This is a genomic window from Streptomyces nidicola (assembly GCF_050106155.1).
Classification (GTDB): domain Bacteria; phylum Actinomycetota; class Actinomycetes; order Streptomycetales; family Streptomycetaceae; genus Streptomyces.
This window is the reverse complement of sequence record NZ_JBNBPI010000001.1, coordinates 412,570-435,325: the sequence shown is the minus strand read 5'-3', so window position 1 is coordinate 435,325 and position 22,756 is coordinate 412,570. Positions and strand designations below refer to the sequence as shown.

Annotated in this window: 21 protein-coding genes; 11 read left to right on the top strand and 10 right to left on the bottom strand. The window is 70.4% G+C overall.

The window, feature by feature from the left end; genetic code table 11:
* The first annotated feature begins 136 nt into the window (after positions 1-136).
* Genes ACOKM3_RS02045 through ACOKM3_RS02035 form a run of 3 tightly spaced genes read left to right on the top strand, consistent with a single transcriptional unit; the run spans position 137 to position 3,881 of the window.
* Positions 137-712 carry a PadR family transcriptional regulator gene (locus ACOKM3_RS02045; RefSeq protein WP_426906668.1) on the top strand — a complete coding sequence of 192 codons (576 nt, stop codon included), beginning with the start codon at positions 137-139 and terminating at the stop codon, positions 710-712.
* Complete coding sequence (locus ACOKM3_RS02040) at positions 709-1,437, top strand: ABC transporter ATP-binding protein (RefSeq protein ID WP_426896251.1); 729 nt, start codon at positions 709-711, stop codon at positions 1,435-1,437. Before ACOKM3_RS02045 ends, ACOKM3_RS02040 begins: the two co-directional genes overlap by 4 nt.
* Positions 1,434-3,881: an FtsX-like permease family protein gene (locus ACOKM3_RS02035; RefSeq protein ID WP_426896249.1), complete on the top strand. Its 2,448-nt coding sequence runs from the start codon at positions 1,434-1,436 to the stop codon at positions 3,879-3,881. Before ACOKM3_RS02040 ends, ACOKM3_RS02035 begins: the two co-directional genes overlap by 4 nt.
* A gap of 353 nt (positions 3,882-4,234) precedes the next feature.
* Here the strand turns inward: ACOKM3_RS02035 and ACOKM3_RS02030 are convergent, their stop codons facing one another.
* The gene (locus tag ACOKM3_RS02030) at positions 4,235-5,065 is read right to left on the bottom strand and encodes a DMT family protein (protein WP_426896247.1); all 831 of its coding nucleotides are present in this window, start codon (positions 5,063-5,065) and stop codon (positions 4,235-4,237) included.
* A gap of 192 nt (positions 5,066-5,257) precedes the next feature.
* Here ACOKM3_RS02030 and ACOKM3_RS02025 point away from each other — a divergent pair, with 192 nt between their 5' ends.
* Positions 5,258-6,412, top strand: coding sequence for an alpha/beta hydrolase (locus tag ACOKM3_RS02025; protein ID WP_426906667.1), 1,155 nt, complete (start codon positions 5,258-5,260; stop codon positions 6,410-6,412).
* An 11-nt stretch (positions 6,413-6,423) separates the two neighbouring features.
* Positions 6,424-6,966 (top strand): hypothetical protein, encoded by a 543-nt coding sequence (locus ACOKM3_RS02020; RefSeq protein ID WP_426896245.1) that lies wholly within the window; start codon positions 6,424-6,426, stop codon positions 6,964-6,966.
* 136 nt (positions 6,967-7,102) lie between these two features.
* Here ACOKM3_RS02020 and ACOKM3_RS02015 read toward each other — a convergent pair whose 3' ends face one another.
* From ACOKM3_RS02015 to ACOKM3_RS01995, 5 genes are read right to left on the bottom strand one after another with little or no spacing between them, the layout of a single operon-like run.
* Positions 7,103-7,828, bottom strand: a complete 726-nt coding sequence (locus ACOKM3_RS02015; RefSeq protein WP_426896243.1) for a response regulator transcription factor — start codon at positions 7,826-7,828, stop codon at positions 7,103-7,105.
* 55 nt (positions 7,829-7,883) lie between these two features.
* Positions 7,884-10,535, bottom strand: coding sequence for an ABC transporter permease (locus ACOKM3_RS02010; protein ID WP_426896241.1), 2,652 nt, complete (start codon positions 10,533-10,535; stop codon positions 7,884-7,886).
* Positions 10,532-11,197, bottom strand: coding sequence for an ABC transporter ATP-binding protein (locus ACOKM3_RS02005; RefSeq protein ID WP_426896239.1), 666 nt, complete (start codon positions 11,195-11,197; stop codon positions 10,532-10,534). Before ACOKM3_RS02005 ends, ACOKM3_RS02010 begins: the two co-directional genes overlap by 4 nt.
* Complete coding sequence (locus ACOKM3_RS02000; protein WP_426906666.1) at positions 11,194-11,904, bottom strand: ABC transporter ATP-binding protein; 711 nt, start codon at positions 11,902-11,904, stop codon at positions 11,194-11,196. The genes ACOKM3_RS02005 and ACOKM3_RS02000 overlap by 4 nt, the downstream gene beginning before the upstream one ends.
* 5 nt (positions 11,905-11,909) lie before the next feature.
* Positions 11,910-12,545 (bottom strand): hypothetical protein, encoded by a 636-nt coding sequence (locus ACOKM3_RS01995; RefSeq protein ID WP_426896237.1) that lies wholly within the window; start codon positions 12,543-12,545, stop codon positions 11,910-11,912.
* A gap of 152 nt (positions 12,546-12,697) precedes the next feature.
* On the opposite strand from ACOKM3_RS01995, the gene ACOKM3_RS01990 reads away from it, so the two are divergent.
* The gene (locus tag ACOKM3_RS01990; protein WP_426896235.1) at positions 12,698-14,002 is read left to right on the top strand and encodes a sensor histidine kinase; all 1,305 of its coding nucleotides are present in this window, start codon (positions 12,698-12,700) and stop codon (positions 14,000-14,002) included.
* 24 nt (positions 14,003-14,026) lie between these two features.
* Here the strand turns inward: ACOKM3_RS01990 and ACOKM3_RS01985 are convergent, their stop codons facing one another.
* Positions 14,027-15,136 (bottom strand): hypothetical protein, encoded by a 1,110-nt coding sequence (locus tag ACOKM3_RS01985; RefSeq protein WP_426896233.1) that lies wholly within the window; start codon positions 15,134-15,136, stop codon positions 14,027-14,029.
* A gap of 337 nt (positions 15,137-15,473) precedes the next feature.
* The gene (locus tag ACOKM3_RS01980; protein ID WP_426906665.1) at positions 15,474-16,538 is read right to left on the bottom strand and encodes a bile acid:sodium symporter family protein; all 1,065 of its coding nucleotides are present in this window, start codon (positions 16,536-16,538) and stop codon (positions 15,474-15,476) included.
* 148 nt (positions 16,539-16,686) lie between these two features.
* On the opposite strand from ACOKM3_RS01980, the gene ACOKM3_RS01975 reads away from it, so the two are divergent.
* Positions 16,687-17,517, top strand: a complete 831-nt coding sequence (locus tag ACOKM3_RS01975; RefSeq protein WP_426896231.1) for a COG4705 family protein — start codon at positions 16,687-16,689, stop codon at positions 17,515-17,517.
* 115 nt (positions 17,518-17,632) lie between these two features.
* Here ACOKM3_RS01975 and ACOKM3_RS01970 read toward each other — a convergent pair whose 3' ends face one another.
* On the bottom strand, positions 17,633-18,616 hold the full coding sequence (locus ACOKM3_RS01970) for a M56 family metallopeptidase (protein ID WP_426896229.1): 984 nt from the start codon (positions 18,614-18,616) through the stop codon (positions 17,633-17,635).
* Complete coding sequence (locus ACOKM3_RS01965; RefSeq protein ID WP_426896227.1) at positions 18,613-18,993, bottom strand: BlaI/MecI/CopY family transcriptional regulator; 381 nt, start codon at positions 18,991-18,993, stop codon at positions 18,613-18,615. Before ACOKM3_RS01965 ends, ACOKM3_RS01970 begins: the two co-directional genes overlap by 4 nt.
* Before the next feature lie 128 nt (positions 18,994-19,121).
* Here ACOKM3_RS01965 and ACOKM3_RS01960 point away from each other — a divergent pair, with 128 nt between their 5' ends.
* Genes ACOKM3_RS01960 through ACOKM3_RS01945 form a run of 4 tightly spaced genes read left to right on the top strand, consistent with a single transcriptional unit; the run spans position 19,122 to position 22,400 of the window.
* Positions 19,122-19,826 carry a DedA family protein gene (locus ACOKM3_RS01960; RefSeq protein ID WP_426896225.1) on the top strand — a complete coding sequence of 235 codons (705 nt, stop codon included), beginning with the start codon at positions 19,122-19,124 and terminating at the stop codon, positions 19,824-19,826.
* A 5-nt stretch (positions 19,827-19,831) separates the two neighbouring features.
* Entirely contained in the window at positions 19,832-20,416 is a 585-nt protein-coding gene (locus ACOKM3_RS01955) for a phosphatase PAP2 family protein (protein ID WP_426896223.1), read from the top strand.
* Positions 20,413-21,138 carry a phosphatase PAP2 family protein gene (locus tag ACOKM3_RS01950; RefSeq protein WP_426896221.1) on the top strand — a complete coding sequence of 242 codons (726 nt, stop codon included), beginning with the start codon at positions 20,413-20,415 and terminating at the stop codon, positions 21,136-21,138. Before ACOKM3_RS01955 ends, ACOKM3_RS01950 begins: the two co-directional genes overlap by 4 nt.
* A complete protein-coding gene (locus tag ACOKM3_RS01945; protein WP_426896219.1) occupies positions 21,135-22,400 on the top strand; it encodes a glycosyltransferase family 4 protein in 1,266 nt (421 codons plus the stop codon). The genes ACOKM3_RS01950 and ACOKM3_RS01945 overlap by 4 nt, the downstream gene beginning before the upstream one ends.
* Positions 22,401-22,756: the final 356 nt, after the last annotated feature.

The following is a 22,756-nucleotide window of genomic DNA, read 5'->3' as shown; positions in this document are numbered from 1 at the left end:
CTGGGGTCTGCGTCGGGTCACCAAGACGGTGGAGGGCTTCGGCACACACCACGTCCAGACACTGGCCATCCATCCCTCCGCGCCGTACTGTCTACTGAGTAGTCTACCCAGTAGACAGTCCATTGTTGGAGGTTCCATGAGCGTGCGGCACGCCCTGTTGGCCCTGCTCAGCGAAGGCCCCAAGTACGGGCTTCGGCTGCGGCAGGAGTTCGAGGACCGGACCGGGGACGTCTGGCCCCTCAACACCGGCCAGGTGTACACGACCATGCAGCGGCTCGAGCGGGACGGTCTTGCGGAGTCCGACCCCGCCGACACCTCCGAGGGGCCGCAGAAGAAGTACCAGATCACCCCGGCGGGCAGCCAGGAGCTCGACACCTGGCTGCGTACACCCCCTGGGGCCGACGCGCCGCCGCGGGACGAGCTTGTGATCAAGGTGCTGGTCGCGCTGCGGCTGCCTGGCGTGGACGTGCCGGAGATCCTCCAGGCCCATCGGCGGCACACCGTCGCGCAGATGCGCCAGTACACCCGGCTCAAGGAGGACGCCCCGCAGGACTTGTCGCTGCTGCTGGTTGCCGACGCCCAGCTCTTCCGGCTCGAGTCCGTCGTCCGGTGGCTCGACGCCGCAGAGGGGCGCCTCAAGCACCACAGCCTCGACGAACTGCGCCTCGCCGACGAGACCCTTCGGCTTTCGGCCCGGGAGGTCCTCCGATGAGCGCCGTGCTCGACATTCGTAAGGTCTCCAAGACCTACGGCACGGGGACCGCCGCCGTCCAGGCGCTCGACAACGTCGATCTGAGCGTGGTCCCTGGCGAACTCGTCGCCGTCATGGGCCCCAGCGGCTCCGGTAAGTCAACCCTGCTGACCATCGCCGGGAGCCTCGAGGAGCCCACCAGCGGCGAGGTCGTCATCGAGGGGACGGCGCTGTCCGACCTCAGCTCCAACGACCGGGCCCGGCTGCGTCGCCGCCATCTCGGTTACGTCTTTCAGGACTTCAATCTGCTCGCCGGGCTCACAGCCGTCGAGAACATCACCATGCCGTTGGAACTTGACGGCATGAAGGCCAAGCAAGCCCGCCACGAAGGCATGCGCGCCCTCGCGGAGTTGGGTCTCGCCGACCGGGCCGGCAGCTTTCCCGACGAGCTCTCCGGCGGCATGCGGCAGCGCGTCGCCATCGCCCGCGCCCTGGTCGGCGACAGGCGGCTGCTGTTCGCCGACGAGCCCACTGGCGCCCTCGACTCCGACACCGGCGAGAGCGTCATGCGCCTCATCCGGTCCGCGTGCCGCGACGGCGCCGCTGCGGTGCTGGTCACCCACGACTCCCAACTCGCGGCCTGGGCAGACCGGGTGGTGTTCGTACGGGACGGCGTCGTCATCGATACGAGTACGCCGACCGAAGGTCCCGAGAGTCTGCTGACCGGCGGGGAGCCGGGTCGGTGAGCGCCGCGACCTTCGCACCCGCACCGAACCGTCCGCCGGGCGGTGGGTTACCCGCCCGTCTTGCGGTGGTGCGCTGGGCATGGCGGCTGCTGCGTCGCGAGTGGCGCCAGCAGATCCTGCTGGTGTCCCTCGTGGGCTTCGCCGTCGCAGCAGCCGTCTGCGGCCTCGCCGCCGCTAACGCCTATCCGGAGTCCGCAGCCGGCACCTTCGGCTCGGCGCAGCAGCGCGTACGTCTGGAGGACGCGGGCCGATTACAGGCCCAGATCGACGCCGCTCGCGGCAAGCTGAAGCCGGTCGAGGTCATCGGCCACCGGGAGGTCACCATCCCCGGTTCCGTACGGCCCCTTGACGTCCGCGCCCAGGACCCGCACGGCCGTTACGGGAAGCCGATGCTGCGGCTGGTCGGCGGGCGGTACCCCAGTGACGGTACGGAGATCGCCCTCACCAGGTCTGCTGCCGAGATCTTCCATACCCGGCCGGGGGCGGACGTCACGCTCGGTGGACAGCGACTCGAAGTCGTCGGCCTGGTCGAGAACCCACAGAAGCTGGGTGAGATCTTCGCGCTGGCCGCCGCCGCGGAGGATCGGGTCGCGGGCCGCGCGGCGACGACAGCGGTGGTGCTGGCAGACGTCCCGGACGACGTCTTCTCCGACTACCGGCAGACCGACAACAGCCCCAAGTTCGTCCAGGAGCACCGGACCTTCAACGGGGCGCCTGTCGCCGCGGTGTTCGCGCTGGCGACAGTAGTACTGCTGCTCGTATCGCTGGTCGCCGCCGCCGGGTTCGCGGTCCTGGCGCAGCGCCGGCTGCGGCAGCTGGGGATCCTCGCCTCGATTGGCGCCACTGACCGGCATGTGCGGCTCGTGCTGCTCGCGCACGGTGCGCTGACCGGGGTGTGTGCCGCGGCTGTCGGCTCCCTCGTCGGGGTGGCGGCCTGGCTGCCGCTGGCCCCGTACATGGAGCATGCCGTCGGCCACCGCATTGACCGGCTTGCCCTGCCCTGGACGCTCGTTGTCCTGGTGGCTCTCATCGCCGTCCTCGCGCCGGCGGCCGCCGCCTGGTGGCCCGCCCGCGCGCTGGCCCGGATCCCCGCGGCCCAGGCGCTGTCCGCGCGTCCGCCCCGGCCGGTGCGTGCCCGGCAGTCGGTGTGGGCGGCGGCCGCACTGCTGGCCGCGGGCCTCGGTTCGCTGGCCGCGGCGCACCAGAGCAACGCACTGCTGATCTGCCTAGGCATCGTCGCGGTGGTGGTGGGGCTGCTGCTGCTCAGCCCGTTGCTGGTACGGCTGCTGGCCGCGACAGCCGTCCGGCTGCCCTTCACCCCCCGGCTGGCGCTTCGCGGTCTCGGCCGCTACCAGGCCCGTTCGGGCGCCGCGCTCGCCGCGATCACCCTGGCCATCGGCATCCCGGTCGCGGTGTCCATACTGGCCGCCGCCAGCCAGGTGTCGGCCGAGCGGGGCAATCTGGCCGACAGCCAGCTACTCGTCCGCATCGGCTCGGTCGACCCAATCGTTCCGCGGCTCAGCGCCGCCGAATTGGGGCGTGTGCAGCGCGCCATCGACCAGTACACCGCTGCCCTGGGCGGCTCGGCGACCCCGCTCGTCATGGCCTACGACCCGAAGTCGCCGCAGGCAAAGGCCGGTGACTCGGAGGCCGCAGCGGGCCAGCCGACCGTGGAAGTCGGGCGCCAGTCCGGTCCGCACACCTGGCGCAGTTCGGCGGCCTACGTCGCGACACCCGAGGCGGCGCGGCGGTTCGGGTTCAAGCTGACGGCAGCGGACGCCGACCAGAACCTGTTCACCCCGGCGGCCGGACGGCTGGATCTCCTCAACACCGTGCGGCGCGATCTCGTGGCCCGCACCGAGCACTACCAGGGCTCGGCTTATACCTCCGTACCCGACGCGTTCCTCACCTCTGCGGCGCTGCGACGCTACGGGTGGAGCACGATCACCGCCGGCTGGTTCGTCCAGGCACCCCACGACCTCACCAAGACGCAGATCACCGCCGCCCGTGAACTGGCGGTCGAGAACGGCCTCGTCACCGAGGTACGCGACCAGCAGGACGGGCTTGCCACGCTGCGCTGGGCGTCCGTGGCCGGAGGCGCCCTGCTGGCACTTGGGGTGCTGGCCATGACCGTCGGCACCATCCGCGGCGAAGCGGCCGACGAGCTGCGCACCCTCACCGCAACCGGTGCGACGGCCACCATTCGACGCGGGCTGACCGCCGCCACCGCCGCGTTCCTGGCCCTGGCCGGGGTTTTGCTCGGGACGGCCGGGGCGTATGCCATCCTGCTCGCCGCCTTCGCCGATGATCTCAGTCGGCTCGGCCACGTCCCCTATGTGCCGCTCGCGCTCACGCTGCTCGGCCTTCCCGTCGCCGCCGCGGCCACGGCGTGGCTGGCGGCGGGCCGCGAACCGGGGTCGATGACGCGGCGGCGGCTGGAGTGACTCGCCGTCGAGCAGGGCTGCTGCAGCGTGGGACGTCTGCCGCAGGTCGTCGTGTACGTGCTCCCCCGGGTGGGGGCGTGCCGGAGTTGTTCTACAACGTTCCGTCGGCGGCTCGCCATGGAAACCCCCGGCGGACCACCGAACCCGTCATCCCGCACCGCACGTGTACGCCATCGACCCGATGACGCCGTACAACAAGCACCGCCGTCCTCCCCTGGACCAATACCGCGGCCACCGGCCCGCGCACGGCGGCGCCGGCCAACTGCGCCAAGACGCGCCGGGCGTGCGCCCCGTCAGACGTTAGAGGCAGCTTCGGCGGAAGTCGCACCCATTCCTCGTCCAGTTTTTGGCGTTCAGGGCGTAGGAGCCTCGCCGAACCGTGCCAGCGTCAAGGCGCCCGCCACGGCCACCGTGAAGCCGAGGACGGCCAGCCAGGCGAGTCCGTCACGCGTACGGTCGCCCAGCCACACCACCCCCACCAGCGCCGGTCCGACAGTCTCACCGATGACCAGACCCGCGGTGGCCGTTGTCACCGAGTTGCCCCGCAGGGCGGAGGTGAGGAGAAGGAAGGCGGCGCCGCCACCGATGAGCAGCGCGTACGTCGCCGGGTCGGTCAGCAGCGTGGCCGGCGCGAGCCCGCCGTCGAGGCGCACCGCGACTTCCACGACACCGAAGCCGGCGCCCGCACCGAGACCGAGGACGAGCGCCCGGCCCCGCTTCGGCAGCCGTTCGGCAGGTACGGCCACGGCGAGCGTGACGAGCGCCGCGCCCAGCACCACGTACTTCAGGGCCGCTGAACCGGCCTGTTCACCCTGCCTACCGGATGCCACCCCGAGCATTGCCAGACCCGAGCAGACGGTCGCCACTCCGCCCCACTCGGCCCCACTGAGGCGGACACGCAGCTGCCGTGCGGCCACCACCGCGGTCACCGCGAGGCTGGCGGCGAGCGCTGCCCCGACGGCGTAGATCGGCACGGACCGCAGGGCAATGATCTGGAGCACGAACCCAGCCGTGTCGAGCGCGAGACCCGCCAGGTACCGCCCTTGTCGCACGGACCGCAGCAAGAGCGAAGCCTGGCCCGTGGGCCCGTCGACAGCCGCGGCGTGGGCGGCCATCGCCTGCCACACCGTCGCTGTACCGAAGCAGACCGCCGCGCCAAGAGCGCAGACCGTTCCCAGAAGCACGCATCGACTCTAGAGGGCGAAGCGACACCCGCGCGGCAGACAGTGGCCGACCGACGGAACCCCGTACCGTGATTTGTCCTCTTCCTTCCCGGACGTCCACTCCACACCCGCGGTCGGCGGAGCTGGCGGGGACGCACCGAAGGGCGCCTGGCCGCCGGACCTGCTGACCGGGCGGAATCTGCGAGGCACGTTATAGGTCTGACCAGCAAGAAACTCCTGGCGCTCGCGCTTCTTGCGGCGTTTCTGATCTTCGCAGGCATCGTGTGGTTGTGGCCCCGGCTTGCCGGACGCGGTGTGAGACGGGTGCTCGGCCGGATCGGCAGCCTCCTGCTCACCCAGGTGCTGATGATCACGGCCCTGGGGCTCTTCCTGAACCAGTACTTCGGCTTCTACGGCTCGTGGGACGACCTCCTCGGCACCGCGCACGAGCCCGTGACGGTCACGGGCCACGACGCGCTGGCCAAGCCCGGGCTGCGCGTCACGGGAAGCCGGCGCATGGCCACGGCCGGCGCGGACGTGCCGTCGGTCGCCGGGAGGATCGAGGAGGTCACCATCCGGGGAGCCGCCTCGGGCATCACCAGTTCGGGGTACGTGTACCTGCCGCCCGAATACTTCCAACGCGCCTACGCCACACGCAAGTTCTCCTCGGTATTGGTCCTCACCGGCTACCCGGGTGTCACCCTTGCTCTGATCAAGGGCTTGCAGTACCCGCAGATCGAGCACCGGCTGATCGCGCAGGGCAAGATGCCGCCGACGGTGTTGGTCATGATGCGGCCCACGCTGGTCCCGCCCAGAGACACCGAGTGCATGGACATCCCCAAGGGCCCGCGAACGGAGACCTTCTTCACGCGTGACCTCACTCAACTGGTGTCCGGGCACTACCGGGTGGGCGTTCAGGCACGCGACTGGGGTGTCATGGGGGATTCCACGGGTGGCTACTGCGCCCTGAAGATGACCATGCGCCACCCGCGGGCGTTCTCCGCCGCCGTCGGGCTGTCCCCGTCGTACAGGGCACCCATCGACCTGACCACCGGTGACCTGTTCGGCGGCAGCAAGCGGCTGAAGTCGGAGAACAACCTGATGTGGCGGCTGGGGCACAAGCCGAGCCCACCAGTGTCCCTGCTGGTCACCAGTAGCAGACACGGCGAACACGACTACAAAGCCACGATGCACTTCATCCAAAAGATCAAACAACTGGACGAGCGCGGTGCGCCCACCCACGTCTTCTCGATCATCCTCGGTACCGGCGGCCACAACTTCAACACCTGGCGCAGGGAGATCCCCGCGGCCCTGGAGTGGCTCGGTGGCCGCCTCGACGGACCTGCCAGTGTTCGGGAGGTTCGATAGCGGGGTTCTGTATGAAGCACCACCGCACGATGCTCGCTAGCGCTGTGGCCATCGGCGCCGTGATCTCCGGGGCTGCCCCGAGCGCCGCCGCTTCCACCGCCCCCGCGGCGGTGAACTGCACCGGAACTTCAACTGTCACCTACAGTCCGGCAATCACGTCTGAGCCACGTACCGTCACCTCCACCTCGTCGCAATCCTGGAAGACCTGCGCTGTGATCAATGGCGGCGGCATTACGAAGGCACGGGACTCGGTCACCCGAACCTCACTCACACGCTCCTGCGCCACCCTGCTGAACACAACCCCGAAACAGCAGCAGACGGTCTCCTGGGACAACGGGCAGACCTCCACCGCGGCCGTGACCACCACTCAGGTCGAGTCGGCACTCGTTGTCACAAGTATCGGCAAGATCACCTCCGGGCCGTTCGTGGGCGAGAACTACAAGCGGGTCTCCACCTACGCCAACGTCGACGCCCTGACTGCATGCAGCAGCCCAGGAGGTCTGGCCAAGCTCGGCCCTGGTGTCTCCGATCTCGCCATCACCCCCCTGGTCTGAGCCGGGCCATCGGAACCCCGGACACCGCAGTACGCTCGAGGTGCTTTCCTCCAGGGCCGGTAGGTGCATTGCGGTGTCACCTCGATAGGAACTGTCGGGTGGCGGCAGGAGAGGCGTGCCGTGCGCAGGTGAGGGTTCAGCCCTCCAGGCGGTATCCGTGTCCGCGCAGGGTGGTGATCACTGGCATGTGGGAGCTTTGCTGTGCGGAGGCCCGTTCGTGGAGTCTGCGGCGCAGGCCGGCCATGGTGACGTCGAGGGTCTTGGTGGGGCCGAACCAGTTCTCGTCCCAGACCTCGCTCATCAGCGTCTCGCGCGAGACGGCCTCGCCCTGGTGGCGGGCGAGGGTGGCCAGGAGGTCGAACTCCTTTGCCCGTAGGACCAGTTCGCCGCTGTCGCGCACCTCGCAGCGGCGGGCCGCGATGTCGATGGTGAGGTCGCCCAGCTGGAACTGGTGGGGGCCGTCGGCCTCGGCCGCCGGGGCGGCGCGGCGTAGGTGGGCGCGGAGGCGGGCCAGCAGAACGGTGAGGCTGAACGGCTTGAGGAGGTAGTCGTCCGCGCCGGCGTCGAGGCCGGCCACGACGTCGATGTCTGCGGAACGGGCGGTGAGGATGAGGATCAACAGATCGGCGTGGCGGGTTCGCAGGGTGCGGGCGACGCCGATCCCGTCGATGTCGGGGAGCCCGAGATCGAGCAGGACGGCGGCGTAGGGCCGCTGCCCGACTTCGGTGAGGGCGCTGGAGCCGGTGCGTACCCAGTGGGGCGCGTAGCCGTTGCTGCGCAGACCCGTCTCCAGGTGACGGCCGATGGTCTCATCGTCCTCAACGACGAGGACAGCGTGGCGGTTGGGGGTGGGCTGGGCCATGGCGACAGCCTAGGAGAGGCCGGGGCGGTCGTACGGTCGTGGCCCGGCCGTACGGTCACAGATCACGCAGTTCCTCCACCGCCGGGCGGCGCGTGGGGCGGATGCCGTTCCACGCCGCGCAGGCCATGGCGACGAGCACGGCGCCCGCACACCCGGTCAGATACAGGACGGGTGCGGCCAGGTGCGCAGGAGGCGGGTCGAAGACGCCGGTGAGGACCTTGACGAGCATCTGGGACAGCAGCCAACCGATCAGGGCGCCGCCGGCGAGCCCCGCGGAGGCGAGCAGGACCGCTTCGGTGGTGACCATGCCGCGCAACTGACGGGACGTGGCGCCGAGCACGCCCGCGATGGCGAAGGTGCGGCGCCGCTCGGCGAGACCGAGGGCCAGGACCAGGGCGCCCGCGCCGACGGAAAGGGCGACCGCGAAGAACAGCTCGATGCGGGTCAGGCCGGCCAGGTCGACGGCGGTGAGGCTGGTGCCGATCGTGCCGCGCGTCTGGGTGAGGTCGGTGACGGTGGCCTTCGTGCCGAGCCGCGTACGCAAGGTGTGGGCGATCCGGTGCTGGTGGCTGCCGCCGGTGTCCAGCAGGAACGCGCCGACGGCGTCGCTGCCGGTGGCCTTGGCGATGTACGAGGCGTTGGCGACGAAGAAGCTGTCCTTGGGGGCGGTCGGGAACTCCTTGACGATGCCGGCGTAGTGGAAGGGGACGGTGCGCAGCGCCTTGGTCCGGGCGTCCTGGACGCGGAGGTTGACGGTGTCGCCGGGGGAGAGCTGGAAGTCCTGCACGGTTTCGAGGCTGACCAACAGGTTGTCCGGGCGGGTGGCGAGCGTGTGCATGAGGTGGTCGGCGGTGCCGCCGGAGAAGTAGGCGTCCTGGAGGGAGGTGGCCTTGGCGATGGTGCCGGGCCGTACCCCGTACAGGTCCTGCAGGTCGGATCCCACGTAGGCGTATCGATGTTGGAGGGGCTCCACGTGGTGGACCCCGTTCGCGCTGAGCGCCGCGCCATCGGAGGGTGTGGTGCGGGCAGCCGGCGGCTCGGTGACCGTGACGTCGGCGCCGTTGGTGAGGCGGGCGTCGACCTCGGCCTGCTGCCGGTAGGTGGAGTTGAAGACGGCGGTCGAGATCGCGAAGGAGATCGCCAGGGCCAGAAGCACGATCGAGCGGGCCAGCGGACGCCGCCGCCGGGCGAGGACGGCCGATGTCGTGCCGGCCAGGGTTCCGGTGAAGGGCCGGGCCAGGCGGCGCACGAGGCCACGGCCGTGCGTCAGGGTCGTCAGGACGATGCGCCACAGCAGCAGGGCGGAGCCGATCCACAGCAGCGCCGGACCGAGGAAGGCCCAGTAGGACACGGACAGGGCGGGGACGCCTTCGGGGGCGAGCACCAGGGCGTACTGGTTGGAGGAGGAGGCCCGGAAGACCAGGAGGGAGATCACCAGGACGATCACGTCGATGCCGTAGCGCATCCACCACGGGGCGCGGTCGTTCCGGGCCGGGTGCTGCTCGCGGCGGGAGTCGGCGATCGTGACGAGGCGCAGATCGCGTACCGCGGGGATCAGGACCGAGGCGAGGGCGACGAGCAGGCCGATGACCGCGGCGACGGCGTACCAGGCCGCCCAGGCGGCGGTGCCGCCGAAGGAGGCCGAGCCGAAGGAGAAGCGGCCGATCAGGGCGGCTGTGGCCAGGCCGAGAGCCGCGCCGCCCACACCGATGAGGACGGCCTCCTGCGCGGCGAGGAGGGTGATGCGCCGCGAGGTGAGGCCGCGCAGCCGCAGCAGGGCCTGCTCCTGGCGGCGTCGCTGACCGCCCGCCGAGGCCACGGCCCAGGTCAGGGCCGCGGCGAGCACGGCGCCCGGCAGGCCCAGGAAGAGGAACATCATCTGTGCGTACGCGGCGTCCTGGCGTGCTGCGTCCAGAGCGGCGCCAACGTTGTCGCCCACCAACGCCCCACCGGAGGAGGCGGCTTCCAGGTGGTGCGCGGCCCGCGTGACAGCGGTGTACGCGGCCGCGGGGTCGGTCGGCAGCCGGTTCGTGTCGCGCGCCGTGTGGATCTGCGTGGTCACCCCGCTCGCGCCGTGGGTCAGGGAGGTGAACCGGGCGGCGGGCAGCAGGACGACGTTGTCCGGGGGAGCGGCCGGCTGGGACTGGCTGGGCGCGCCGACGGTCTGGAACAGGGAGTCGGCCTGCGGCAGGTCGACGACGCCGTCGACGCGCACCCGGTGCGCGCCGGTGCCCGGCAGCCGGACGGTGATGGGGTCGCCGGGGGCCACGTGCAGGTTGGCCGCGGTCTGCTGGGCGAGCAGGACCCCGTGGTCCGCGCCCGACAGGGTGCGCAGGCTGCCGGGGAAAGTGTGCCGGTAGGAGTCCGGTACACCAAGTGCCATGCCCGGGCCGGTGGTTTGCGTGCTGCCCTTGGACGTCGCGGTGAACTGGCTGGTGTGGGCGTAGCCCACGGGCAGCGCGGTGCGCGTGCCCGGCTCCTTGGCCACCGTGGACAGGACGCCGCCCGGTGAGGCGCCCGGTTGGACCGCGACCTGCCAGTCGACGGTGACCGAGCGCACGGCGCGCTGGGTCATGGTGGCCTTGGACGCCGTCAGGAACGAGCCGAGCGAGGCGATGAGCGCGACCGCCAGGGCGATGCCGGCCGCGGCGGCGATGAGGCGGCCCGCGCGTCGGCGCGCGAGTCCGCGGACCCATGAGGTGATCACGACGTCTCCTTGACGGGCAGCAGCCGGCCGTCGCGCATGGCGCACCGGGTGTTCAGGCGCGCGGCGACGGCCGGATCGTGGGTGGTGACGACGAGCGCGGCGCCGCTGAGCCCGGCCGCCTCGAGCAGGCGGTCGAGGACCTGGGCTCCGGTGGCGTGGTCGAGCCGGCCGGTGGGCTCGTCGGCCAGGATCAGCAGCGGTGACTGGGCCAGGACCCGGGCCACGGCGACGCGTTGGGCTTGTCCGCCGGAGATCTCCTGGGGCAGTCGGGCGGCCAGGTCGGCGATGCCGACCCGGTCGAGAGCCGAGCGGGCCGTTTCGTGTGCTTCGGTCTCGGTGCGGCCCGCGAGCACGAGCGGCAGTGCGGTGTTCTCCAGGACGTTCAACGCAGGGATGAGGCTGTCGCTCTGGAAGACCAGGCCCGTGGTCAGCGGCGTGAGTGCCGCGGCGCGGTCGACCGTGCCGCTGGTGGGGCGCTCCAGTCCGGCGAGCAGGTGCAGCAGCGAGGACTTGCCGCTGCCCGAGGGGCCGACGACGGCGAGCCGGTCCCCGGCCCGGACGTCGAGGTCGGTGCCGTGCACGGCGACGACGGCCCGGGCGCCTTGGCCGAAGGTGAGGGCGGCCTGGTGACAGTGGACCAGCGGCGCGGGTGCGGGGGTCATGACGCCTGCCTCGCCGTCTCGTCCCGGCCGGCCGTGGCGATGCCGTCGGCGAGGGTGATGACGCGGTCCGCGCGCCGCACGGCGCGGCTGCTGTGGGTCACGATGATCACGGCCTTTCCGGCCTGTGCCTGGGCGGTGAGCAGGGCGAGGACCGACTGCTCCGTGGTGCTGTCCAGCTCGCCCGTGGGTTCGTCGGCCAGGATCACGGCCGGGGAGTTGGCCAGCGCCACCGCGAGCCCGGCCCGGGCGAGTTGCCCGCCGGACAGCTGGCGGGCCAGGGCATGGCCGCGCTCGCTCAGGCCGACGAGGTCCAGGAGTTCGTCCGCGCAGAGGGCCGGGCGGCCCGGCACACCGTGCTGGGGCAGACGGATGTTGTCGCGTACGGACAGGTGCGGCAGCAGGTTGCCGCTCTGCAGCAGGACGCCGACGTGCTGCGCTCGCAGCCGCGTGCGCTCCCACTCGGAGCGGTGGCTGAGCCGGTGCCCGCGCAACCGGACCTCGCCGCCCGAGGGTTCGTCGAGCCCGGCCAGACACGCGAGCAGCGTCGACTTGCCCGATCCGGACGGGCCGACCACCGCGACGGTCTCACCGGCGTCGACGGTGAGCGAGACGCCGCGCAACGCGAACACCTCCTCGTCGCCGGAGCGGTAGAAGCGGTACAACTCCCGTGCGCAGAGCGCTGGTTCGGCCTCGGCGCGGGCATTCATGGTGCTCACTTCCAGGTGAAGGAGTCGCTGATGATGCGCCACGGGTCGACGTTGTCGGCGTTCACCGGCCCGGACAGCGTCACGTCGACCTCGTGGCCGCCTCGGTAGAAGGCGTAGCGTTCGACGGCGTCGCGTACGACCTTGCCCGTGACCGGGTTCTTCTCCGAGTCCCGCTGGTAGGTCAGCCGCACCACGTCGCCGCTGTGCCGCTTGACCACCGAAGCCTTGGCGCCGGTCAAACGTGTTACCGGGGTACGTAGTTGTGGAACGACCGTCCCGGTGACCGACCGCACGCTCGGCGCGGTGGCGGCTGAAGTGGTCCGCACCGTGACCGAGTTCAGCTTGTCCGTGAACACGGTGCCCGCGCCCTGCTTGCTGCGCGACCAGCCCTCGGGCACCTTCACGCTGAACCCGCCCTGCGCGGGTGCGTACGGGACGTAGACCTGGTTGTCGGGGATGTCGCCGGGTGGATTCGACTCGGTGGGGGCCGGTGCGGGCCGGCTCGGGCCCGCCGAGGATGACGAGGATGCCGCCGTGGCCGGGCGGGAGGGGCTCGTCGATCCGCCGCCCGATGAGCACCCGGCCAGCAGGGCGCCCACTGCCACCAAGGGCACCATCACCACGATCCGAGAGTGCGCCATGACGTGTCCCTTCCGTGCCCCTGAACCGATCAGGGGAGAGGACACCCACGCTAGAAACCGCCCGGTTAACGCTGAGGACGCAGATGGTTAGAGGATGGCAAAACGCCCACAGGCAGCCGTCTGACCAGCCATGTCACCGGCATGATGAAGGCATGAGACAGCGCGTCGTGCGGGTGGCGCTTACCGCATCCCTGGTGGCCGTCATTCTTCTCGCCCTGCCCCTGGGGTGGGCGATCAGATCCGCCCTGTACGCGGACCAGCGCGACACCCTCGAACGAGCCGCCCTGTCCGCGGCCGTCCGGGTCGGACCCGACTTCACCTCCGGCGACCCCATCGAACTGCCCGCAGCGCCCCGGCACGCGGAGCTCGGCGTCTACGACGACCAGGGCCGCCTGCGATCCGGCGACGGTCCTGCCACCGCCGACGCTCTCACCACCCGTACGCGGAACGGTGACGTCCACCGTGGAGTCACGGCGGCGCGCAGCGTGGTCGCCATCCCCGTCACGCACGCCGAAGAGGTCATCGGCGTCGTACGTGCCGCCGCACCCCGCTCGACCGTACACACCCAAGTCCTGCTCGCATGGGCTCTCCTGGCCGGCATCGCCGCACTCGCCGTCGCCGTGGCCGTGCTCACCGCCCGGCGCCAGGCCCGAGCCCTGGCCGCCCCGCTCGAAGCCCTCTCCCGTACCTGCCGCCTGGTCGCCCAGGGAGACCTGAGCGCACGCGCCGAACCCAGCATCATCGGCGAGATCGACCAAGTGGCCCGCACCCACAACGACATGCTGGCGCACCTGGCCGAGCTCCTGCGCCGTGAACGCGACTTCAACACCAACGCCTCGCACCAGCTGCGCACGCCGCTCGCCGGACTCCAACTCACCCTGGAAGCCGCTCTGGAAGAGAACCGCACGCCACCTCTGCGCACCGCGGTCACGGAAGCCCTCACCACGACACGCCGCCTCCACCACACCGTCGAGCAGGTTCTGCGGCTGTCCCAGAGCCCCGCCTGGCAGCAGACCGGCAACCTGCAGCCGCTCGCCGCCGTCCTGGACGCGGCCGAACAGCGGTGGCACGGCACCTTCGCCCGAAACGGGCGCCGTCTGGGGATCAACAGTGCTGACGCCCCCGCCGACGTCCACGTCCCCGCCGGACCGGTCGGCGAAGTCCTCGACGTCCTGCTCGACAACGCCCGTCGTCACGGTGCGGGCGTCGTCGAGGTCACGGTCCGCGACTTCGACCAGGCGATCGCCCTCGACGTACGCGACGAGGGCCACCTCACCGTCGACGCGGACCGCATCTTCGAACGTGGCCACAGCGGCACCGGGTCCGACAGCGGAGCCGGCATCGGACTGGCCCTCGCGAAGGACCTCACGGCCGCCTTCGGAGGCCGCCTGACCCTGGCCTCCGAGGAGCCGACCACGTTCACGCTCCTCATCCCCGTCCCCGGCGCAGAGTCATGACCCGACGGTCGACACCGGCACCGATCAGCTCGCTGTGGCCGACCGCAACTGGCTCGTGGCGGCCGGCCCCGGCTCGACCGCCATGAGCGGATGGGAGCTGCGGGGCCAATACAGGACATAGGCCGCCGAGCCGAGGACGAAGACGAGGCGGATGAAGCCGCGCGCGGCATCGGACGGGATCAGCAGGGTCGTGCCGTACAAGGTGAGGATGGCACTCCAGCTGAGCCAGGGCACACGGCGGTTCTCGCCGATCACGTCCCAGACCAGGGTGCCGAGGACCACCGAGGCGTCGTAGTACGTGTGGACGCCGGGGTCCAGGAGGATGCGGGCGTCCATGCCGAGCAGGATGACCGCGGGCCAGCGTCCACGGCGGACGGCCAGTGTCCCCAGGGCAATACCGAGTGCCATCTGGGCTGGCCGGTCCCACCAGGGTGTGCCCGCGGTGTGGATGCCGAGCCAACGCAGTGCTGAGGCAGGCCGGTTGATGATCGTGAACCGTGCCGCGGCCGTACTGGCCGGGTGCGATACGTAGAAGGGGAGCCACGCGGCGGCGACCAGCGCGGTGAGCAGGGCAGCCGGGCGGAGCCGTGCGGAGCGGGGGAGGGCGAGCAGGAGCGGCAGAAAGCCGATCGCCCAGGGTTTCGAGTCGATGGCGAGCGCGAGGAAGATCCCGACGGCGGTGGCGCGCCCGCGAACGAGGGCGTGTACGGCGAGAGTGGTGAAGAGCAGGGCGAGGACGTCGTCGAGATGCCCGAAGTGGACCGCGACGTCCACCCACATGGGGGTGAACGCCGCTCCGGCAATCAGCATGCCCCGTTGTAGGTGGCGGTGGTTGACCCCGGTGCCGCGGTAGTGCTCGGCGGCGGCGCGGCCGACCAGCACGAGGATGCACAGCCCGAGGCCGCACATGAACGCGTCGGCGAGTTCCTCGCCGACATGGAAGCGGAACGGGGCGAACGCGGTGGCGACCAGGAAGCTGACCGGGCCGATCTGGAGTTCCGGATGGTGGGCGTACAGCGCAAGCCCGCCCCCGGGTGTGCCGTTGAAGAGCAACTGCTCGCCGGTCCTGAAGTAGTGCCAGGAGATGGCCTGGTGGAGTTCAGCCGTGGGGATCCAGAGGGCTGTCCACGCCACAAGGGCGAGGTGATGCCACCGCAGTGTGACGCGGCCGATCCGTGCGGAGCGAGAGAGGTTCCCGGCCGTCTTTAGCCGCTCGTGCCAATGCCGCATGCTGCCCCCGTCGCCGAGCTCGTCAACTGCTTCAACGTGGTGGTCCACAGAGCGCCCGGTGCGCGGCCCGGTTGGCGGCCCCTCGACGGCCACACCCGGGGGAGGCCGTCCCGAGTATGGAAACGAGACGCAGACACACGCACATCGTGCCTCGAACATGCAGCCAACCAGCCTTCACCGAGGCCCAGTTGCCGACTCTCTCACCGAGCTCTTCCCCTATACCGGGGTTGCCTTTACCTGCTCAGGTGCCGCTGCTGGGCAGCGGCAACCGACGGCTCACGACACGGCTCGCCGCGGTCTTCTGCAGCAGGCCGTATGCCAGCACGGGCAGGAGCAGGTGTGGCTTGTCGGGCAGCGTGGTGGTGAGCAGGACCGCGCTCGCACTGCTGTTGTTCATGCCGCAGGCGAGCGTCAGGGACGATGCCGCAGGAGCGTCGAGTCCGAGCAGACGTGCCGCACCTCGGCCGACGGCGAAGGACAGCAGGCAGACGAGAGTTGCCACGGTCAGCGCGGCGGCGAGCAGCAGGGGCCTTGGGTGGGCGACGAACGTGCCGAGCGCGCCGCTGGCGTTGACATAGGTCAGCAGGAGCGAGCCGGCGAGGGCGAGCGGCACGATGGTGCTCAGCCATCGCTTCAGCCACGGCGCGGGGAGGAGCAGGCGCAGAACGATCCCGGTGGCGCACGGACCGACGACCCCGACCAGGGCGAATCCGCCTTGTGTGGTGTGTCCGGCCCTGGCGAGCGTGCTGGCGTACTCGCCGCTGAGCAGCGGCTGCAAGGTGCGGATGACCAACGGGATCGTGAGAGGGCTGAGAAGCGTGGAGGCGAGAACGAGCCCCACCATGGTCGGCTGGTCACCCTCGCCCTTGCCGGTCCACACGGTGGCTCCGGCAGCGACGGGCATGGCCACGATCAGGATCATCGCGGTGATCAGCCCGCTGCCGCCGTCGGAGTCCGAGGTGCGGTGCAACAGAAATGCGACGGCGGGGATGGCCAACAGCGGGATCGCCAGGTGCAGTACGAGCCCGGCCAGCAGGGCGAGCGGCCGTCGGAACAGTCCGCCGAGCGCGCGTACGGGCACCTGGAGTCCGGCGGAGAAGAGGACCAGGGCCAGCAGGAACTGCGAGGTGGACCACGGGAGTTGGCCCGGTACCAGAGGAAGCGAGTGGGCCTGCCGCAGCCAAACACCGGGACCCGGCAGGAACAGAGCAGCGGCATAGGCGAGCACAACCGTGCGGCCGAGGCGCTGCCGTAACCATTGCGTCGCGCGCTCCATCCCTGACGGGCGGGGAGACACTTCCTCCATCCGTGACGGACGGGGAGATGCTTCGTGGTTCACGCCGGTCATGTCATTGCGCACGACGTCCATGCTCGTACTGTGCGAGCCGTCGCGCGCGCGGAGCTCGCGCGGCAGTCAGGATGTGTTCAGGTTCGCGGTGGCACCGTCGTCCGACATGACCAACGAAACGTCTGCGACGTCAGTGATCCCTGAGACGGCCGGGCCGACAAGGCACCGGCTGCGCTGGAACAAGGTGCCCGAGGTCACCGTCTACTTCTGGATCATCAAGGTCCTGTGCACCACGGTCGGTGAGACGGCGGCCGACCTGCTGAACGAGAAGGCGGGGCTCGGCCTGACCGGTGTCTCGATCCTCATGAGCCTGCTCCTCGCCGGGGTGCTGGTGGTTCAGTTCCGTACGCGCGCCTACCGTGCCGGTGTGTACTGGCTGGCCGTGGCCCTCATCAGCGTTGTCGGCACGCTGATCAGCGACAACCTCACCGACAACATGGGGGTGCCGCTGGAGACGAGTACCGCCGTGTTCGCCATCGCCCTCGCCGTGGTGTTCGTGATCTGGTACCGCCGCGAGCGCACGCTGTCCATCCACAGCATCGACACCACGCCCCGCGAGTCCTTCTACTGGCTCGCTGTGCTGTTCACGTTCGCCCTTGGCACCGCAGCCGGGGACCTGGTGTCCGAGCAGATGGACCTCGGTTACTGGCTCGCGGCCGTGCTGTTCGGCCTGGCGATCGCCGCGGTCGCCTTCGCTCACTTCACTCTCGGTCTCGACGCGGTGTGGGCGTTCTGGATCGCGTACATCCTCACCCGCCCTCTCGGCGCCTCGATCGGTGACTACCTCTCGCAGGCGACCGGTGATGGCGGTCTCGGTCTCGGCACCGTGGTGACCAGCGTGCTGTTCCTCGCCGTGATCCTCGCGCTGGTGGTGTACCTCGCGGTGACACGCAAGGACGTCGCCGACCCTGACGCTGAGCGCGAGCTCACGGCCTGACATGTTGCCCGCCCCCCCCCGTGTCCCATGCAGCGGGGGGGGCAGGGGCTCGGCCCCCGTCTCGTCGTCGAGACAGCGCGGACCGAACCGGCGCTTGCGCCCTCAAAAGTGCGGGTCAGCGGGTGGCGTGGTCTGCATCAGCCCCGTGTCCACCGTGGTGCATCTCCGCCGCCTCCACGTCGGAGTGCAGATCCGCTGCGGCGTGCAGGGCACTGGCGCCGGATACGGCCAGACAGCACAGGAGCGCGGCGGCCACCACGCGCCAGGCCCGTCCCGCCGATCGTGGGTGTGTGTCGACGGGCGCAGACAGCAGGGCCAGGACGCGCCGAGGCACGGGCCCTGTGGTGGCCCCGAGGACCAGACTCGGACGGTGCGGTTCTCTGCGAGACGCCTGGGAGGCCAGGGCTGCCCGGCCGATGGCTCGCGCGGTCAGTTGGCGGTCTCCCACGGCCTCGGCCGCCGACTCGTCCGCCCAGCGTTCGAGGTGGAACTCCAGCGGTTCTCGCAGCATGCGCAGAGCCGGGTGGAGTGACGCGGTCAGTTGTGCCGCGCTGAGGAACAGGTGGTGGCGGGCACTTAGGTGAGCCCGTTCATGGGCGAACAGCACGTCCCGTTCGTCGGCCGGCAGAGCACGCAGCATCGCGGAGCTGACGACGATGGTGCCGGAGCCCCCGACCCGCCCGGGGAGCGCGTAGGCGTACGGGTGGTCGTGCGCGTGCACGTACAGGTCTCCCGCGGTCGGCCCGGTGCGTGCTCGGGCGTCACGCAGCTCTCGGCGCTGGCGTGCCAGCCGTCGTAGGGCCGATACGGCGCTGAAGGCGAGCGCGCCGGCCGCCATGATCGAGGCCGGAATCGTCCACCAGGCCTCGGCGCCCAGCCAGTGCGGCTTGATGTCGTCGAGCGCGGCGATCGGGGCCAGGCGCAGGGCGCCGGCAGTCAGCAGCATGCCCAGGGCCAGTGTGCTGCAGAACGCGAGCGCTCCCGCCGTGAGCGTCAGGGTCCAGGCGGCCGTGTGCGGAGCCAGCCGGGCGGCGACGCGTTTCGCGACGGGAGCGGCCAGCAGCGGCACGAGCAGCGGCAACCAGACGGCGTAGATCACGCCTCTGATCCTCCCATGTCGGACAGAAGCGTCCGGAGTGTCTGTTCGTCCCGCTCGTTCAGGTTGGACACGAAGCGGGCCAACACGCTGGTGCGGTCCTCGCCCCGGTCGAGTTCGGCGTGCATGCGCCGGGCCGTGAGCCCAGGGGCGTCGGACGCGGGCGCGTACGCGAAGCCGCGGCCGGCGGGGGAGCGCGTCACGATGCCCTTTTCGTACATCCGGATCAGGATCGTCGACACCGTGGTGCGGGCCAGGCCGTCACCGAGCTCGGTGCGCAGCTCTCCCGGAGTCAGAGGGCGCCCTACCGTCCACAGCGCCGTCAAAGCCTTCGCCTCCAGCTCGCCGGACGGCCGACGGCCCCCTATCTCCTCAGTCATGGAACTCAGTGTGCCAGAAGAGCGTCTACAGTGAAGTAGACCGACTACATTGTTGTAGACCTTGTGTGGTCGCGGAGTCGTCGCGGTGGTGCTTCCCGTGGCGTGTGTTTCCTACGAGAGGAATCGGCGTGCCCTTGTGCCTGGATGTGTGCGGGACGGCCACGTCACAGCCGCTGGCCGTGAACATCCTGGATGCCGGTTCACTGCTGACCGCTTTCGGCGCCTTGGGTGTCGCAGTGGTGCTGTTCGCGGAGACCGGACTGTTGGTCGGGTTCTTCCTGCCCGGAGACTCCCTGCTGTTCACTGCGGGCCTTCTCTGCGCTTCCGGGGGGAGTGGGGTGCATCTCTCGCTGCCGCAGGTCCTGGTGGCGGCCGTCGTGGGCGCGCTCGCCGGCGCGCAGGCCGGGTACTGGATCGGCCGCCGGGGCGGGAGGCCCCTGCTGGCGCGCAGCCGATCCGTGAGACTGAGGGAAGGTGCCGAGCGGGCCGAGGAACTGCTGGCCCGGTACGGGTATGCCAAGGCGATCGTCCTGGCCCGTTTCGTGCCTGTCGTGCGCACGGTGCTCAATCCGTTGGCCGGTGCTCTCGGCGTGCCGGCCCGGACCTTCGCGCTCTGGCAGATCGTCGGCGGCACCGTGTGGACGGTCGGCCTGGTCCTGGGCGGCTACGCGCTCGGCTCGTCCGTGCCGAACGTCGACCGGTATCTGCTTCCCTTGGTCGGCCTCATCGTGATCGTCTCGCTGGCTCCTCTGCTCGTCGAAGTACTCCGGGGCCGCAAGAACCGTCGCCGCGCCGTGGCGGGCGACGTGCCGAAGACCAGCGAGAGCCTGTGACCGCCGTGACAACCCCAGCCTTCTTCGACGACTCCCTCTACACCGGTGTCGCCCATGTGAGCGACCGCACACCGGACGCGGTGAACTCGCTGATCGCTTTCTGGTCGGACTGGGGGCTGGGCCTGTTCGCCGTCCTGATGCTGTGGGGCTGGTGGCGGGCGCGTTCCGCAGGTCGGCCACAACTGCCCGCCTTGGCCGTCCCGTTGATCGTGGTGGCGGCCTTCGTCGTCAACGACATCGTCAAGAGCGTGTTGCACGAGGCAAGGCCGTGTCAGGTGCTGCCCGTCTCGCCGCTCGAAGCGTGTCCGGGCGTAGGGGACTGGTCCTTCCCGAGCAACCACGCGGCGATCGCCGCCGCTGCTGCCGCCGCGCTGTGGTGTGTCGACAGGACGCTCGGACTCATCGCCCTGCCCGCCGCGCTTCTCATGGCGTTCTCTCGCGTCTGGGTGGGTGCGCACTATCCACACGACGTACTGGCGGGACTGCTGCTCGGCGCGATCGTGGGTGCTGTCCTGGCCCACTTGATGTACGGCTTCGTCCGCGCCCGTGGCGGTGGAGAGCCCAACCGTCCAGAAGCCCTGGCCCGGTGAACGTACAGGCCGACGTGCCTGGGGCGGCGTCCGGGCCGGGCGACGTGATGCGAGTGAAGGCGCTGCCGTGGATCGGAGGCGTGGCCCTCCTTCTGCTGGAGCTTCTGATCACCGCCGTACTCCTCGCGCACGACGGCCTGTTGGTGGGTGACGGCTGGTCGCACGCGTGGTCACTCGGCCACCGGCCGCCGGCGGCCCTGAGCGTCGCGCGGGCCGTCACGGCCACGGGGACGTCGATCTGGCCGTACCTGGTCGTTCTCGCCGCCGGGTTGTGGAGCGGAGCCACGCCGCGGGCCCGTGCCGTCCGGGCATCGGCAGCCCTGACCGTGCTGCTGGCAGGCCAGGGCATCCGACTCGTCGCTATGCAACTGATCGCGCGCTCGCGGCCCCCGCGCCCGGACTGGGCCACCCACGCCTCGGGCTTCTCGATGCCCTCCGGGCACACCACCACGACCGCCCTCGCGGCCGGACTCGTGTGCTGGGCGGTCACTCGCACCACACGCCGGTTCCTGGCCCGGTGCGTGCGCGTACTCGTCGTCGTCTGGGCCAGCTGCGTCGCCCTGACCCGGGTCTATCTCGGCGTGCACTGGGCGAGCGACATCCTCGCCGGATGGCTGCTGGCCCTCGCGTATCTGTCGTTCCTGCTCCCAGTCGTCGCCGCACTTGAGCGGAGATCCGCCTCGCACGCGGTGCAAGCCGTCATGAGAACAGGAGCACCGTGAAGATCACCTTTCTGATTCACAATGTCTACGGCGTGGGCGGAACCATCCGCACCACGCTCAATCTCGCCGCGGCGCTGGTGGACCGGCACAGAGTGGAGATCGTCTCCATGCACCGGCACCGCGAGACACCGCGCTTCGAGGTCGATCCCCGTATCACGCTGACTCCGCTGGTCGACCTGCGGCCCAAGTCCTCCGACGCGCGCCTTCCTCAACTCGCCGAGCCGGCCGTCGTGTTTCCCGCCGAGGACAGCCGTCACCACCAGTACAGCCGGCTCCACGACCTGCGTATCGCCGACCACCTCGCACGGACCGACGCCGACGTCATCATCGGCACCCGGCCGGGAATCAACGTCTACCTCGCACGCCACGCCCCACGCAGCGCCGTTCGTATCGCGCAGGAACACCTCACACACGACGCCCACCGCAAGAAGCTGCGCACCGTCCTGGCTCGTCATTACCGTGAACTGGACGCCGTGATCACCACCACGAAAGCGGATGCGGAGGTCTACCGGGCCAGGATGCCCATGGCCGGCGTCCACATCGCCGCAATCCCCAACAGTGTGCCCGCGCCGTCCGTCCCACCGTCCGACGGTTCGGCGCCCGTCATCGCGGCCGCCGGCCGACTCATCCGCTCCAAACGCTTCGACCTGCTGATCGACGCCTTTGCCGACATCGTGGTCCGGCACCCCGACTGGCAGCTGAAGGTTTATGGCGACGGTACTCAGAAAGCCGCCCTGCAACAGAAGATCGAGGACCTCGGCCTCACCGGGCGCGCCCACATGATGGGCATTCGCACCCCGATCGAACCCGCCTTCGCGGCGGCATCCCTCGTCGCGGTCGCCTCCGAGGCCGAATCGTTCGGCATGACCGTCATCGAGGCCATGCGCTGCGGAGTACCCGTCGTCAGCACCAACTGCCCACTGGGGCCAGGAGAAATCATCTCAGACGGGGTCGACGGCCGCCTGGTGCCTGTCGGCGATCGGGACGCGCTGGCCCAGGCCCTGCTGGACCTCGTGGAGAACCCGGATCAGCGACGCCGCATGGGCAGAGCAGCGCTGGTATCGAGCGCGGTCTACGACCCGGCCGAAGTCGCCGGCACATACGAGGCGCTGTTCAGGGGTCTGCGGGCGACACGGGCCCTGCGTCGCCGTGCACGCCGGCATGAGGCGCGGCTCCGTGTGTTCCGGGCAGCTTTGCGGCGGCTGAAGGCTCTTCTGTCCGCCCGGGCGCGCCGCACCGGCCGGACCCCAACACCCCAGTAGTGACGGCGCGCTGGACCCCGACGGACCAAGGCGGGGCGGTAGCTGGCGCCGGAACGTGTCACTTCCAGCCGTCACTTCGCGCCGCTCAACCTTCTGGGCAGGACGACGGCGCCGCCTCCGCTCCAGGCGACGACCATCCGGAGCCGGCGGCCTACGCGGTGCCCGGGGCCCCGCAGCGGATACTCGCCCAGTCGTCGTCTACAGTGCTGTAGTCATAAGCGGCCGTGCAGTCCTGCGCGCCAACCGCTGCGTACTGCCGTCTCGCATGTCTTCACGCATCCCATCTCGCGTCGCAGAGGCGTGATGTCCACCCATGTCGCGGAGCTGAGCAACCATGACGAACACTCGCACTCTCC